A 13,834-nucleotide genomic window follows, 5' to 3' on the forward strand; every position below is an offset into this window, starting at 1 on the left:
TCGGCGCTGAACTGCGAAAACGTGCGTTGGGTAAGGTCGTTTCCATGGTGCTGCGTGGCCGGGAAACCGAGCTGAAGGAGCTGGGCGAGCTCGTCGACGGCCCGGAAGACCGGGCCGGGGTGCTCATCCGCGGCGAAGCGGGCATCGGCAAGTCCGCGCTGGTGACGGAGACGGCGGCCGCGGCGTCGGTCGCCGGGCTGCGGGTGCTGCGCACGACCGGCGCCGAGGGCGAGCAGAACCTCGCGTACGCCGGGCTGCACCAGCTGCTGTACCCGGTCCGTGGCGGGGCGGCCGCGCTGCCGGCGCCGCAGCGTGACGCCCTGCGGACGGCGCTGGGGCTGGCGGACGGCGCTGAGCCGAGCGCCTACCTGGTGGGGCTCGCGGCGCTGACGTTGCTGGCCGAGGAGGCCGTGGCGAAGCCGTTGCTGCTGGTTGCGGAGGACGTGCACTGGCTGGACCGCGCGAGCGCGGACGTTCTGGCGTTCGTCGCGCGGCGGATCGAGACCGAGCCGGTAGTACTGGTCGCCACGCTGCGCGAGGGGGCGGAGTCACCGCTGCTCGACGCGGGTCTGGCGCCGATGCCGCTGGATCGGCTGGCGGCCGACGACGCGGCGGAGCTGCTGGACTCGGTGGCGCCGCGGCTGGCCCCGGCGGTCCGGACGCGGTTGCTGGCCGAGGCGGCGGGCCACCCGCTGGCGTTGACGGAGCTGCCGGCGGCGGTGGCCGAGCTGGACGGGCTGGACCCGGTGCTGCCGTTGACGGAGCGGCTGGAGCGCACGTTCACGGCCCGGGTGGCGGCGTTGCCGGCGGCGACGCGGACGGCGTTGCTGGTGGCGGCGCTGAACGAGACGACTTCACTGGCGGAGACGCTGACGGCGACCAGCACACTGCTCGCGGACGACGCGCCCGCGACCGGCGCCGGGCAAGGTGCGGCGGCCGACTCTCCCACCACCAGCGCCGATCCCGGAATCCTCGCCCCCGCCGTCGAGGCTCGGCTGATCGAACTCACCGCCGGCGTTCTCACCTTCCGCCACCCCCTCATGCGCTCCGCCATCCCGGCCGCCGCCAACGCTCTCGACCGGCGCCGGGCCCACCTCGCCCTCGTCGAAGCCCTTCAAGACCAACCCGACCGCCGCGCCTGGCACCAGGCCGCCGCCACCGCCGGGCCCGACGAAGCCGTCGCCGAAGAACTCGAGCGCACGGCCGAACGCGCCCGGTACCGGGGCGGAGCCGCCGCCGCGATCGCCGCGCTCGAACAGGCCGCTCGGCTCAGCTGTGCGCCCGGGCCGCGGGCCGATCGGCTGCTCAAGGCCGCCGAACTGGCCGTCGAATCGGGACGGCGGGAGACCGCCGAACGGCTGGTCCGCGAAGCCCGGCCCGCCGACCCTCGACGCCGGGCCACCGCGAGCCGGCTGCTCAGCGAGTTCGAAGACGGCGTCCGCGAAGATCCCGCGCGCGTCGCCGAGCTGGCCGAGGTCGCGCGGGCCGTCGCGGCCGACGGGGAGCGCGACGCCGCCATGCGGATCCTCTGGAGCGCCGCCATGCGCTGCTTCTGGACCGAGCCCGGGGCCGCCGCGAGGCAAGCGCTGCTCGACGTCGCCGACCTGCTGCCCGTCCCGGCCGACGACCCGCGGATCGTGGCCGTCACCGCGTACGTCGCGCCGTTCGAGCGGGGCGAGGCCGTCCTCGGGCACCTTCGGGCGCTGGTCGCGCGGACCGGGGCCGATCCCGAGGTCGACCGGTACCTCGGCAGCGCCGCGCTGCAGGTCGGCGCCTTCGACCTCGCCGCCCGGTTCTCCGCGGCCGCCGCGCCCGGCCTGCGCGCGCAGGGGCGGCTCGGGCTGCTGCCGCGCGCGCTCGCCGTGCTCGCCTGGAGCCGCGTGCGGCTCGGGGACCTGGCCGGCGCCGTGCCCGCCGCGGCGGAGGCGGCTCGGTTCGCGCAGGAGACCGGGCAGCCGTTCATGGCCGGGCTGGCCACCGCCGTCCAGGCCGAGATCGCGGCGCTGCGGGGTGACCACCGGCAGGCCGGGGCGCTGGCCGCGGAGGCCGAACGCGCCGGGCTCGCCGCCGGGGCGCGGCCGGTGCTCGCCACCGTCCAGCTCACGCGTGGTCTCGTCAACCTCGGCGAAGGGCGCTTCGAGGACGCCTTCGCCGACCTTCGCCGGCTGCTCGATCCCGCCGACCCCGCGTACCAGCTGGCGTTGCGCGCCTACTGCGTCGCCGAGCTGACCGAAGCCGCCGTCCGGGCCGGGCAGACCGACGCGGTGCGGGACATCCTGGCCGAGCTGGAGCGCCTCGGCTCGCCGTCACCCGCGCTGCACATCGGGCTGCGGTACGCGCGCGCCGTGCTCGACCCGTGCGACGAGCGGTTCGCCGAAGCGCTGCAGGCCGACCTGGCCGGCTGGCCCGCCGAACGCGGCCGCGTCCACCTGGCGTTCGGCGAGTGGCTGCGGCGGCAGCGGCGGGTCGTCGAATCGCGGACGCACCTGCGCACCGCCCGCGAGACGTTCGACGCGCTCGGCATGACGACGTGGGCCGAGCGGGCCCGGCGCGAGCTGCGCGGCGCGGGCGAGTCGAGCCCGAACCGCGGTCCGGACGCCCGGGACAAGCTCACCCCGCACGAGCTGAGCATCGCGCAGCTGGCCGCGGAGGGGCTGACGAACCGGGAGATCGGGCAGCGGCTGTACCTTTCGCACCGGACCGTCGGCACGCACCTGCACCGGATCTTCCCCAAGCTCGGCGTGAGTTCGCGCGCCGACCTCGCCGGGACGCTGAAGGCCCTGGAAGGGTGACTTACACCCGCTGCGTCACCTGACGGGCGCGCAGCTCACCGGACACTCCCTAACGTCGTGAAAGTCCCACAGTCTTTCGCGCAGGAGTCACGATGATCAGCAGGAGAAGGTTCGGGCAGGCGTTCGCGGCGGGACTGGCGGCGACCTCCTTGGCGGCCTGCTCGTCCCCGGCCGCCCCCGCCGCGTCCACGGCACCCGACCTGCGGGCCGGGTCCGGCGAGCACACCTCGCTCGGCGAGGTCAAGCACGTCGGCGCCGGGGTGCTGGACATGGCGTACTTCGAGGCCGGCCCGGCGACCGGGCAGCCGGTGGTGCTGCTGCACGGCTGGCCGTACGACCCGTACAGCTACGTCGACGTCGCGCCGATCCTGGCCGCGGCCGGCTACCGGGTGATCATCCCGTTCCTGCGCGGCTACGGGCCGACGGTCTTCAAGTCGGCGGCGACCGTCCGCAACGGGCAGCAGGCCGCGGTGGCGCTCGACGTCGTCGCGCTGATGGACGCGCTCAAGATCGACAAGGCCGTCCTGGGCGGCTACGACTGGGGCGCGCGGACGGTCGACATCATCGCGGCGCTGTTCCCGGAGCGATGCAAGGCGGTCGTCGCGGTGAGCGGGTACATCGTCACGAACCTGGTGGCCAACCAGAAACCCCTGGCGCCGCAGGCGGAACTCGGCTGGTGGTACCAGTACTACTTCGCGACCGAGCGCGGCCGCGCGGGCTACGCGGCGAACCGTCACGACTTCAACAAGCTGATCTGGAAGACGGCGTCCCCGGCGTGGCACTTCGACGACGCGACGTACGACCGCAGCGCGGCGGCGTTCGACAACCCGGACCACGTGGCCATCGTCGTCCACAACTACCGCTGGCGCCTGAGCCTCGCCCCGGGCGAGCCGCAGTACGACGCCTACGAGCAGAAGCTGGCCACCGGCCCGGCGATCACGGTCCCGTCGATCACGATCGGCAGCGACTTCGACGCGGCGGCCAAGGACGGTAAGGCGTACCGCGCGAAGTTCACGGGCAAGTACGAACACCGGGTCCTCGACGGGATCGGCCACAACGTGCCGCAGGAGGCCCCCAAGCCGTTCGCCCAGGCCATTGTGGACGCCGACCGGATGTGACGTGGCCGGTCGTGAGTGTGCAGGCGGGTTCTAACCCTCCTGAACACTCACGACCGGCACTCAGCGGGACGCGCGGTGGATCACGTCGACGACGGCGTCGGGAGCCGCCGACGCGATCGCGTGCGGGGAGGGCACCTCGGTGATCGACGCGTGGGCGCGCCGGGCCTCGAAGCGTTCCGCCGCCGGGGGAATCGCCTGGTCGCGCGTCGCAACCAGTGCGTACTTCGCAATCCCCGAAGGGGCCGTGGAGAGCACCTTCTCGTCGAACGCCGCCGCCAGGATCGGGCGCTGGCCCGCTGCGGCGACCGCGGTGTCCAGGGCCGGCAGGCCCGCGGCGAACAGCGAGGGGTAGCTCGCCGCGTTCACGAACAGGTCCGGGCCGACCGCGTGCGTCGTCGACGGGCCGATCAGCGAGCCCGGGAACCGGGCGTTCAGCTGACCCGCCGTCTCGCCCGCCTCCGGGATGAACGCCGCCGCGTAGACCAGCGCCTTCACCTCGGACGTCGAGCCCGCCAGCTCGCTGATCAGCAGCCCGCCGTACGAGTGCCCGACGAGGATCTTCGGGCCCGGCACGGAATCCAGGACCCCTTGCAGCGAAGCCACATCCGCCGCGACGCCGCGCAGCGGGACCGCCGGCGCGAGCACCGGGTAGTGCTCGGCCAGCAGCCGGCGGGTGACCGGGGTCCACGCCGACGCGTCCTCGAACGCGCCGTGGACCAGCACGACCGTCGGCTTCGGGTGCGACGTCACGGCGGCGCCGGGGGTGGCGGCGGTGAGCACGCCCGCCCCGACGACCGCCGCGACGCCCAGGACGCCGAGCGCGCGTTTCATCACGCGACCGTCGCGTCGAGGGTGACCTCGATGTTGCCGCGCGTCGCCTTCGAGTACGGGCACACCTGGTGCGCGCCGTTGACGAGCTCGTCGGCGGTGGCCTGGTCGATACCGGTCGCCTCCAGGTGCAGCACGGCGCTGAGCTGGAACTCGCCCGCTTCGGTGTCGTGGTGGAGGGTGACCTCCGCGACGACGGCGAGGTCGTTCAGCGGCACCTTCTTCACGCTCGCGACGCGGCGCACCGCACCGACGAAGCAGGACGCCCAGCCCGCCGCGAACAGCTGCTCCGGGTTGGTGCCGTCGCCCGCGCCGCCGAAGGCTTTCGGGACGGCGAGGGTGACGTCGAGGGCGCCGTCGTCGGAGGTCGCGCGGCCGCCGTTGCGGCCCTCCGCGGTGGAGGTGGCGACGGCGGTGTAGGTGACTTCGGACATCGTGTTCCTTTCAGCGGGTGATGGCACCACGCTAGGAATCCGGGCACCCCCGCGGCGACCGTCGTGCGACGTCACCCGTGTAAGTCACCGTTTTCCAGGCGCAGCCACCGGTCGACGCCGATCGCGTCGAGGAACCGTTCGTCGTGGCTGACGACGACGAACGCGCCCCGGAACGCCGCCAGTGCGCTCTCCAGCTGTCCGGTGCTCACCAGGTCGAGGTTGTTCGTCGGCTCGTCGAGCAGCAGCAGCTGCGGCGCCGGTTCGGCGAACAGGACGCAGGCCAGCGTGGCGCGCAGCCGTTCCCCGCCGGAGAGCACGCCGACCGGCAGGTGCACACGCGAGCCGCGGAACAGGAAGCGGGCCAGCAGGTTCATCCGCTGCGCCGTCGGCAACGCGGGGGCGGCCGCGGCCAGGTTCTCGGCCACCGAGCGGTCCTCGTCCAGCAGGTCCAGCCGCTGGGAGAGGAACGCGATCCGGCCGTCGGCGCGGGACACCGCACCGCCGCCGGGCTCGAGGTCGCCCCGCAGGATCCGCAGCAGGGTCGACTTCCCGGCGCCGTTGGGGCCGGTGAGCGCGATCCGCTCGGGGCCGCGGATGGCGAGGTCGACGCCGGTGCCGAAGAGGTCGCGCACGCGCAGGCCCTCGCCGAGGAACAGCGTCCGGCCCGCCGGGACCACCGTCTGCGGCAGCTCCAGGCTGATCTTCTGCTCGGTGCGCAGCTCGCGCTCGGCCTGGTCGAGCTTGGCCTTCGCGGCGCCGACCCGCGCGGTGTGCGTGCCATCCGCCTTGCCCGCCGACTCCTGGGCGTTGCGCTTCATGGTGCCGGCGAAGATCTTCGGCAGCCCGGCGTTGCCGAGGTTGCGCGACGCGGTGCTCGCCCGGCGCGCGGCGCGTTCCCGCGCCTGCTGCAGTTCCCGCTTCTCGCGCTTGACTTCCTGTTCGGCACTGCGGATGTTCTTCTCCGCGACCTCACGCGCGGCTCGGACGGCCGTTTCGTACGACGTGAAGTTCCCGCCGTGGAACCGGATTTCCCCGCGGTCGAGCTCGGCGATCCGGTCCATCCGGTCGAGCAGCGCGCGGTCGTGGCTGACGACGAGCAGGCAGCCGGACCAGTCGTCGAGCACGGCGTGGAGCTTGCGCCGCGCGTCGAGGTCGAGGTTGTTCGTGGGTTCGTCGAGCAGCAGCACGTCGGGGCGCTTCAGCAGCTGCGCGGCCAGTCCCAGCGAGACGATCTGGCCGCCGCTGAGGGAGCCGAGCGTGCGCTCGAGCGCGACGTCGCCGAGCCCGAGCCGGTCGAGCTGGGCGCGGCTGCGTTCCTCGACGTCCCAATCGGTGCCGATGGTGGTGAAGTGCTCCTCGGCGGCGTCCCCGGATTCGACGGCGGCGAGCGCACGCAGAACCGGCGCCACGCCGAGGATTTCGGCGACGGACGGCTCCCCGCTCAACGGCAGGTCCTGCGGGAGGTAGCCGAGCACGCCGTCGGTGACGACGCTGCCGGCCGACGGGGTCAGGGTGCCGGCGACGAGCTTCAGGAGCGTCGTCTTGCCGGCGCCGTTGGGCGCGACGAGCCCGGTGCGCCCGCCGGGGAAGGTGGCGGAGAGGCGGTCGAAGACGGGGGTGTCGTCCGGCCAGGAGAAGGACAGGCCGGACAGAATGATTTCGGACACGGTGAAGACCTTTGTGGAGGGTGGCGGAAAAGGTGGTCGACAAGGGCGGCCCGCACCGGCGCTGCCGGGGGCCTGCCTGCTCCGGAGCTATCCGGAGATGTCGACGTCACCTGCCACGCTTCCGAAGATAGCAGGGTTGACCGCCGGGGTGCGGGGTAGCCGCCGTGCATGCGCGTAGCCGTCACCGGAGCAACCGGCAACATCGGGACGGGCGTGGTCGCCGCCTTGCGCGCCGACCCGCAGGTCGGCACGGTCGCCGGGCTGGCCAGGCGGCCGGCGGAGGGGGTCGTCACGGCCGACGTCGAGCGCGACGACCTCGTGCCGCACTTTCGCGGCGCCGACGTGGTCGTGCACCTGGCGTGGCTGTTCCAGCCGGCCCGCAGTCCCGAACGGACGTGGCGTGCGAACGTCCTCGGCTCGATGCGGGTGTTCGACGCGATGGCGGCCGCCGGCGTGCCCAAACTCGTGTACACGTCTTCGATCGGGGCGTACTCCCCGCGGACGGACGACGAGCCGGTCACCGAGGACTGGCCGACGCACGGCTGGCCAGGAGCGGCCTGCACGCGGGAAAAGCTTATCCGGAGCGGTACCTGGACGCGTTCGAGGCCCGGCACCCGGAACCGGCCGTCGTCCGCCTGCGGCCGGGGTTCGTGTTCCAGCGCGCCGCGGCGACCGAACAGCGGCGGCTCTTCGCCGGGCCCTTCGTCCCGGGCTCGCTGGTGCGTCCGAGCTTGCTCCCGGTGGTGCCGGACGTCCGCGGGCTGCGTGCGCAGATCGTGCACACAGCGGATCTCGCGGACGCCGTTCGCCGGGCGGTGACCCGGCCGGTGCGAGGGGCGTTCAACATCGCGACCGGTCCGGTGGTGGACGCGCGGTTCGCCGCGGACCTGCTGGGCGCCCGCACGATCCCGGTGCCGGCGGCCGTGGTCCGGGCCGCGGTGGCCGCGGCCTGGCGCCTGCACGCCGTCCCGGCGACACCGGGGCTGTTCGACGCCGTGCCGCGGCTGCCGTTGCTCGACACGAGCCGCGCACAGTCCGAATTGGACTGGCAGCCGCGCCACGATGCCGCGGGCACGCTGAAGGAGTTCCTCGCCGGGCTGCGTGCGGGTGCCGGGGCGGACACCGCGCCGCTGGCCCCGGACCGCCACCGCCTGCACGAGATCGCCACCGGGGTGGGCCGGAAGCCGTGAGGCAGCCGCTCGACGGAGCCCTGCTGAGGTCGACCACGCAGAAGCGGTTGCCGTCCGGGCCGGCGAGCACGACGAAGTCCGGGACGGCCGGGTAGCGGTCCCACGCCACCTCGGACGCCCCGAGCCGCAGGAGCCGGGCCACTTCGGCCTCGTGCTCCTCGGTCGTGTCGACGAGCAGGTCGAGGTGGATCCGCGGGTACGGTTCGGGCACCGATTCGCTGGACATCAGCCCGAGGGCGCGCCCGGAGCCGTCGGCGTGCTCGAGGGTGCGCCAGCCCTCGCTCGCCCACTCGTCGGTGGCGACGAGGTTCAGCGCCGCCGTCCAGAAGGCGGTGGCGCGCGGGACGTCGGAGACGCCGATCACCGGGAAGCCGAGCCGGAGCACCTCAGCGGCCCTGCTTCTCCGGCTCCGGGTACTGCCCCCGCGCACGATCCGCCGCGGCCGTCGCGATGCCGGTGGCGATCATCGCCACTCCGAGACCCAGGTGCAGCCAGTCGTCGGCGTTGTCCATCGGGAGGAAGTTCGCCGCGCTGTCGTGGTCCATCGCCAGGCCGAACACCCACAGCAGCACGTAAACCCCGCCACCGATCATCAGGAACGCCCGCGAACTCCCGTTGGCGCGCGAGGCCGGCACGCCGAGCACACCGAACAGCAGGTGGACCAGGTTGTGCACCTTAGTCCGCGGTGATCCCGGGGACGAACCCCAGCACCCCCACCGCCAGGAACGCGATCCCGAACAGTGCCGCGGCGGTCCGGGCGGTACTGCGTCGAACTCGCACATCCGTCATGGGCCCGGGCTACCCGGCGGCCGCGCCGGCAAACGGACCCGGCGTCAGGCGAGCTCGGCCGAAACCACCGCGGGCAACGCGCGGAGCTGCTCGAGCAGACCGTCGATCTCGTCGCCGCCCAGCAGGACGGCGCAGACCATGCTGCTCTCCCGGACCCCGTCCCTGATGTCGACGGACAGCTCGTGCACCGAAGTGCCACCGAGCGCGCGGACCAGCGCCGGGATTTCCCCGGCGCCACCGGTGAAGTACGTGGCGATGCGGCGGCGCAGCAGCATGGCCGGGCGGGTGGCGAACGACGTGGGACTGGACATGGCGTGATCTCCACGGGGAAGTGCGGATGGGATCGGGGCCAGGTCCCGAAAGAGGTGCCGCGGGGAATCCGCGATCGCCGGAGCTGCGCGCCGGCGACCTGGGTTCAGCCGGCGCGCCGGACTACGAGTCGCGAGAACATCGTGGGGCGCTGCACGGCGACAGGCTAACACGCCGGGGCAAGTCCCTCAGCTCGCCCGGATGACCCCCAGGCCCAGCGGCGTGATCTCGTGGATCTGCGACTTGCCCGACCGCGCGCTCGTGATCAGCCCGCTCGCCCGCAGGATCGACGCGTGCTGGCTCGCCGTGGCCAGCGAAATCCCCGTCAGCTCCGCCAGCTCGCTGGTGTTGCAGCGCGTGATCGCGACCGTCATCAGCACCCGCGCCCGCGTGTGGCCCAGCAGCGCCGCCAGTGACGGGCCCGGCTCCGCGTCGCTGTCGAAGCGCGTGTGGCTGATCGAATAGACCAGCACCGGGGGCAGGCCCGGGTCCTTGTACGTCGTCGGCATGCCGTGCGCGAAGAACGTCGGGATCAGCCGGAGGCCGCGGCCGTCCAGGTGCAGTTCCTGCTCGATCGGGAAGCGGACGCGCAGCACCGGCGGGGTCCACGTGATGTCCGGGTGCAACGTCGACAGCAGCAGCTGCGGGCCGCCGCGGTCCAGGCCGGACTGCAGGCGGCGGCGGTCGCGGGCGACCGCGCGGCGCACCGCCGGCCAGTCCGGGGCCACGCACTGGCGGTAGTAGTCGTGCAGGGCCGTGCCCAGGCGCCGCAGTTCGGCGGGTTCGCCCTCGCCGAGGCGCCGCAGCCACGGCGGCACGCGGGTGCCCTGCGCCGCCAGCTCGGCGACGTCGGCGGCCAGCACCGGGGACGTCGTTTCGAGCACCGTCGAGACGCCTTCGCCGATGGTGCGGGCGCCGGCCGGGGTGAGGAAGTCGGGGCAGTAGCCGTACGGCGGGACCGCCGACATGAGCAGCCGGCCGGACTCGGGGACTGCGGAGCGTGATCCCCGGCGCCACCGGCCGAACAGCGGTTCGCCTTCGGGACGCCGGATCCGGTAGCTGCTCATCAGCAGCTCCCACATCGGGTCGGCGTCCTCGGCGATGGTCACCCGCGCCAGGTCCGCTTCCGTGAAGTGAATTTTCAACAACGCCGCCCGCTCCCTTCCCGGCTGAGGATAGCCCTGGTGGAGCGGGTTTTCGCTGGCACGGGCCCGACGTCACAGAGGTTCCGGAATTCGGGTCCCGAGTGGACGTTTCGGGCTGGCGCGAAACGTTTTCGAGCCGGTTGACGCTGCTCGCGCGCCGCTGGCACGTTCGGCTCGACGAGAGTGTCTTCACCCGGCCGGGGGACGACGTGGTGACGATCTGAACACTTTCCGTCACTGGGGCTGAACTTTACTGGGGAAGGCGGACGCCCGCATGACGAACGACGCACGCAGAGCGCGGTTCCTCCGGCGCGCCGGAGGACGCCGATGACGGCCGACGAAGTCTCGTACCGGTCCGTGCCGGTGCGAACCCGGCCGGCGCCCGTGCTGACGCTCCCGGCCTTCACGGACCTCAAGTACCGCCTGCTCGGGCCGGTGTCGGCGGTCGGCGTCGACGGGCCCGCCCGGCTCGGCGGCCCGAAGCAGCGGACCGTCCTGGCCGCGTTGCTGCTCAACGCCAACCAGGTCGTCTCGGAAGACCAGCTGATCGAACTGCTGTGGGAAGACCGCCCGCCGGCCAGCGCGCGCGGGCAGCTGCAGGTGCGCGTCTGGGAGCTGCGCAAACTGCTCGGCCGCGAGGTGATCGTGCGCCGCGAACCGGGGTACCTGATCGAGGTCGGGCCCGGCGAACTGGACACCGAGCTCTTCGACGACGTCGCCAAGGACGCGCGGCGGCTGATCGAGAGCGGGGAGCCGCGCCGGGGCGTCGAACGCCTGCGCGCGGTCCTGGAGCTGTGGCAGGGGCCGCCGCTGGGCGGGGTCACCGACGTGCTCGTCCGGCGCAGCGGCCAGCTCCTGGCCGAGCAGCGGATGAGCGCGCTCGAGACGCTCTTCGACGCCGAACTCACCACCGGACGGCACACGCACGTCGTGCGGGAGCTGCGCCACTTCGTCGACGAATACCCCTTCGGCGAGCGGCTGCAGGAGCAGCTGATGCTCGCGCTGCAGCGGTCCGGCCGGACGCCGGAAGCGCTGGAGGTCTACACCGCGACCCGCGAGCGCCTCGACGCCGAGCTGGGCGTCGAACCCGGCGAGCGGCTGCGGGCGATGCACCTGCAGGTGCTCAAGGGCGAGGGCGACGAGCCGCCCGAGCCGCCGGCGCCGGTGGGCGAGGTCGTCGTCCCGGCCCGGCCCGCCGAACTGCCCCGAGACGTCCGGGGCTTCGCCGGGCGGACCGAACAGCTGGCGCAGCTGGACCGCCAGCTCGCCGCGCGCGCCGGCTCCTACGCGTCGGACGTCTGGCTCGTGCACGGCATCCCCGGCGTCGGGAAGACCGCGCTCGCGCTGCACTGGGCCCACCGCGTGCGCGAGCGGTTCCCGGACGGGCAGCTGTACGTCAACCTGCGCGGGTTCGACGCCGACCGCGAGCCGATGGAGCCGGCGGTCGCGCTGGCCCAGCTGCTGCGCGCGCTCGGCGCCGACCCGCGGCGGATCCCGGAGGAGGTCGACGCGCAGGCCGGGCTCTACCGGTCGCTGCTCGCCGACCGCCAGGTGCTGCTCGTGCTCGACAACGTCCGCGACGCCGAGCAGGTCCTGCCGCTGCTGCCGCCGACCGGGACGGTGCTGGTCACCAGCCGTCACCGGCTCGGCAGGCTGGTCGCCGAGTACGGCGCGTTCTCCCTCGGCCTCGGCGCGCTGACCGAGGCCGACTCGCGGGCGTTGCTCGGCGGCGTGCTCGGCGAAGGCCGGGTGGCGGCCGAGCCGGCGGCGGCCGGGGAGCTGGCCGAGCTGTGCGGGCACCTGCCGCTGGCGCTGCGGATCGCCGCCGCGAACATCGCGACCGGCCCGGACACCACGGTCGCCGCGATGGCCGCGGACCTAGCCAAGGGCGACCGGCTCAAGCAGCTCGTCGTGGACGGGGCGGAGGAGAGCGCCGTGACGCGGGCGTTCGCCGTCTCCTACGAGGCGCTCGCCCCGGAGCTGCGGCGGCTGTTCCGGCTGCTCGGCCTGGCTTCGTGCGCCGACTTCACCGCCCGCGGCGCCGCGGCGCTCACCGGCGACCCGGTCGACACGGTGGCGCGGCAGCTGCGGCTGCTGGCCGCGGCACACCTGGTCGAACAGCACGTGGCCGGGCGCTACCGGCTGCACGACCTGCTGCGGGCGTACGCGCTGCGGCAGGCCGGGGCGCACGAAGCCCCGGCGGCGCGGGCCCGGGCGTGGCGCCGGTTCGTCGAGCTGTACCTCTCCGGCGCGGACGCGGCCGAACGGATCTTCGGCAGACGGCACGACCCGCGGCTGCCGCGCGAGCCCGCCGTGGTGCCGGCGAACCCCCTCTCCTTCGCCGACTCCGCCGAGGCCGCGGCCTGGCTCGACGCCGAGCACGAGAACCTCTGCGCCGTCGTCACGCAGGCGGTCACCGACGGGCCGTACCCGATCGCCTGGTACCTCGCCGACGCCGTGCGCTCGGCGTTCTACCACCGGGGACGGCGGGTCGAGTGGGTCGACATCGCGACCACGGTCCTGGCCGCCGCGCGCCGCCTCGACGTGCCCGCGGTGGAAGCGGTCACCGCGCAGAGCATCGGCCTGGCGTTCGTCCACCGGGAACGGCACGAGCAGGCCGTCGAGTGGATGACCGAGGCGCTGCGCGTGTTCGAGCGCGTGGACTGGCCCGAGGGCAAGGCCGCCGCGCTCAACGCGTCCGCCATCGCGCTGCGGGTCGCCGGCCGGTTCGAGGAGGCGGCTTCGCAGTTCGAGCTGGCGCTGGAGCTGCAGCGGCAGTCCGGCTACCGGCTGGGCCAGGTGAGCGTGCTGAACAACCTGGCTTCGGTGCACCGGCAGCGCTGCCTGCTCGACGCGGCCCGCGCGTGCCTCGACGAGGCGCTGGAGCTCGCGGTCGCCGAGGGCTACCAGCTGGGGGAGGCGGTGGTGCTCGTCGGGATCGGCGTCGTCCAGCGGCTGCAAGGTGACCTGCCGGGCGCGCGGCGGTCGCTGACCCGGGCGTTCGACCTGCACAAGGCGCACTCCCACCCGTACGGCCAGGGTTCGGCGCTGTGCGGGCTGAGCCTGGTGTCGATCGACCTCGGCGAGTTCGAGCAGGGCCGCGCGCAAGCCGTGCAGGGGCTGGAGATCGCGCGTCAGGAACAGAACCGCGAGACCGAAGTGGGCGCGCTCAACGCGCTGGCCAGGGCGGAGGCGGCGCTGGGGGAGACGTGCTCGGCGGTCCGCCACCAGCAGGAGGCGGTCGCGGTGGCCCGGCACTGGGGTTCGCCGTGGCACGTGGCGGAAGCGCTGAGCGGCATGGCGGCGGTCCACGGCGCCCGCGGCGACCACGCGGAGGTCCTGCTGATCGGCACGGAAGCCCTCGACCTGGCCCGCGGCGGCGGGTTGCGCCTGATCGAGGTCCGCTGCCTGCTCGCGCTGGCCCGCGCCCACGCGGGTCAGGGGCGGCGAGAGGAAGCGCGCCGCCTGTGCGGCGAAGGCCTGCGGCTGGCGGCCGGGCTCCCCGCGTTGCAGACCCGCGCCCGCGAGGTGCTCGCCCGCCTCTGAGAAGCCATGAACGACT

10 protein-coding genes and 2 pseudogenes are annotated in these 13,834 nt (G+C 73.9%); 4 read left to right on the forward strand and 8 right to left on the reverse strand.

Features of this window, described 5'->3' with window-relative positions:
* Nucleotides 1-44: 44 nt before the first annotated feature.
* Both MUY14_RS00465 and MUY14_RS00470 read left to right on the forward strand, forming a co-directional pair.
* Nucleotides 45-2,792 carry an AAA family ATPase gene (locus MUY14_RS00465; RefSeq protein WP_247019660.1) on the forward strand — a complete coding sequence of 916 codons (2,748 nt, stop codon included), beginning with the start codon at nt 45-47 and terminating at the stop codon, nt 2,790-2,792.
* A gap of 92 nt (nt 2,793-2,884) precedes the next feature.
* On the forward strand, nt 2,885-3,910 hold the full coding sequence (locus MUY14_RS00470) for an alpha/beta fold hydrolase (RefSeq protein ID WP_247019661.1): 1,026 nt from the start codon (nt 2,885-2,887) through the stop codon (nt 3,908-3,910).
* A 60-nt stretch (nt 3,911-3,970) separates the two neighbouring features.
* On the opposite strand, the gene MUY14_RS00475 is transcribed toward MUY14_RS00470, so the two are convergent.
* From MUY14_RS00475 to MUY14_RS00485, 3 genes are all read right to left on the reverse strand, one after another.
* A complete protein-coding gene (locus MUY14_RS00475; RefSeq protein WP_247019662.1) occupies nt 3,971-4,741 on the reverse strand; it encodes an alpha/beta fold hydrolase in 771 nt (256 codons plus the stop codon).
* Nucleotides 4,741-5,172: an organic hydroperoxide resistance protein gene (locus tag MUY14_RS00480; protein ID WP_247019663.1), complete on the reverse strand. Its 432-nt coding sequence runs from the start codon at nt 5,170-5,172 to the stop codon at nt 4,741-4,743. Before MUY14_RS00480 ends, MUY14_RS00475 begins: the two co-directional genes overlap by 1 nt.
* A 71-nt stretch (nt 5,173-5,243) precedes the next feature.
* Nucleotides 5,244-6,839, reverse strand: coding sequence for an ABC-F family ATP-binding cassette domain-containing protein (locus MUY14_RS00485; RefSeq protein WP_247019664.1), 1,596 nt, complete (start codon nt 6,837-6,839; stop codon nt 5,244-5,246).
* Between the two features lie 168 nt (nt 6,840-7,007).
* Between MUY14_RS00485 and MUY14_RS00490 the strand changes: the two are divergent.
* Nucleotides 7,008-8,029: pseudogene (locus MUY14_RS00490) on the forward strand (NAD-dependent epimerase/dehydratase family protein).
* A gap of 43 nt (nt 8,030-8,072) precedes the next feature.
* Here MUY14_RS00490 and MUY14_RS00495 read toward each other — a convergent pair.
* The 5 genes and pseudogenes from MUY14_RS00495 to MUY14_RS00510 form a co-directional block, all read right to left on the reverse strand.
* Nucleotides 8,073-8,459: pseudogene (locus MUY14_RS00495) on the reverse strand (VOC family protein); the annotation flags it as partial.
* Complete coding sequence (locus MUY14_RS00500; protein ID WP_315863251.1) at nt 8,416-8,703, reverse strand: DUF4383 domain-containing protein; 288 nt, start codon at nt 8,701-8,703, stop codon at nt 8,416-8,418. The gene MUY14_RS00500 and the pseudogene MUY14_RS00495, both read right to left, overlap by 44 nt.
* A gap of 1 nt (nt 8,704) precedes the next feature.
* Entirely contained in the window at nt 8,705-8,818 is a 114-nt protein-coding gene (locus MUY14_RS47065) for a DUF4383 domain-containing protein (RefSeq protein WP_315863252.1), read from the reverse strand.
* A gap of 44 nt (nt 8,819-8,862) precedes the next feature.
* On the reverse strand, nt 8,863-9,129 hold the full coding sequence (locus MUY14_RS00505; protein ID WP_247019665.1) for a hypothetical protein: 267 nt from the start codon (nt 9,127-9,129) through the stop codon (nt 8,863-8,865).
* Nucleotides 9,130-9,315: 186 nt separating this feature from the next.
* Nucleotides 9,316-10,275, reverse strand: coding sequence for a helix-turn-helix transcriptional regulator (locus MUY14_RS00510; RefSeq protein ID WP_247019666.1), 960 nt, complete (start codon nt 10,273-10,275; stop codon nt 9,316-9,318).
* Between the two features lie 324 nt (nt 10,276-10,599).
* Here MUY14_RS00510 and MUY14_RS00515 point away from each other — a divergent pair, with 324 nt between their 5' ends.
* Complete coding sequence (locus MUY14_RS00515) at nt 10,600-13,818, forward strand: BTAD domain-containing putative transcriptional regulator (RefSeq protein WP_247019667.1); 3,219 nt, start codon at nt 10,600-10,602, stop codon at nt 13,816-13,818.
* Nucleotides 13,819-13,834: the final 16 nt, after the last annotated feature.

Source organism: Amycolatopsis sp. FBCC-B4732 (assembly GCF_023008405.1).
GTDB lineage: Bacteria > Actinomycetota > Actinomycetes > Mycobacteriales > Pseudonocardiaceae > Amycolatopsis > Amycolatopsis pretoriensis_A.

Coding starts and splice junctions, on each gene's coding strand:
- MUY14_RS00465 (WP_247019660.1), top strand. CDS start 45: ATGGTGCTGCGTGGCCGGGAAACCGAGCTGAAGGAGCTGGGCGAGCTC.
- MUY14_RS00470 (WP_247019661.1), top strand. CDS start 2,885: ATGATCAGCAGGAGAAGGTTCGGGCAGGCGTTCGCGGCGGGACTGGCG.
- MUY14_RS00475 (WP_247019662.1), bottom strand. CDS start 4,741: ATGAAACGCGCGCTCGGCGTCCTGGGCGTCGCGGCGGTCGTCGGGGCG.
- MUY14_RS00480 (WP_247019663.1), bottom strand. CDS start 5,172: ATGTCCGAAGTCACCTACACCGCCGTCGCCACCTCCACCGCGGAGGGC.
- MUY14_RS47065 (WP_315863252.1), bottom strand. CDS start 8,818: ATGACGGATGTGCGAGTTCGACGCAGTACCGCCCGGACCGCCGCGGCA.
- MUY14_RS00505 (WP_247019665.1), bottom strand. CDS start 9,129: ATGTCCAGTCCCACGTCGTTCGCCACCCGCCCGGCCATGCTGCTGCGC.
- MUY14_RS00515 (WP_247019667.1), top strand. CDS start 10,600: ATGACGGCCGACGAAGTCTCGTACCGGTCCGTGCCGGTGCGAACCCGG.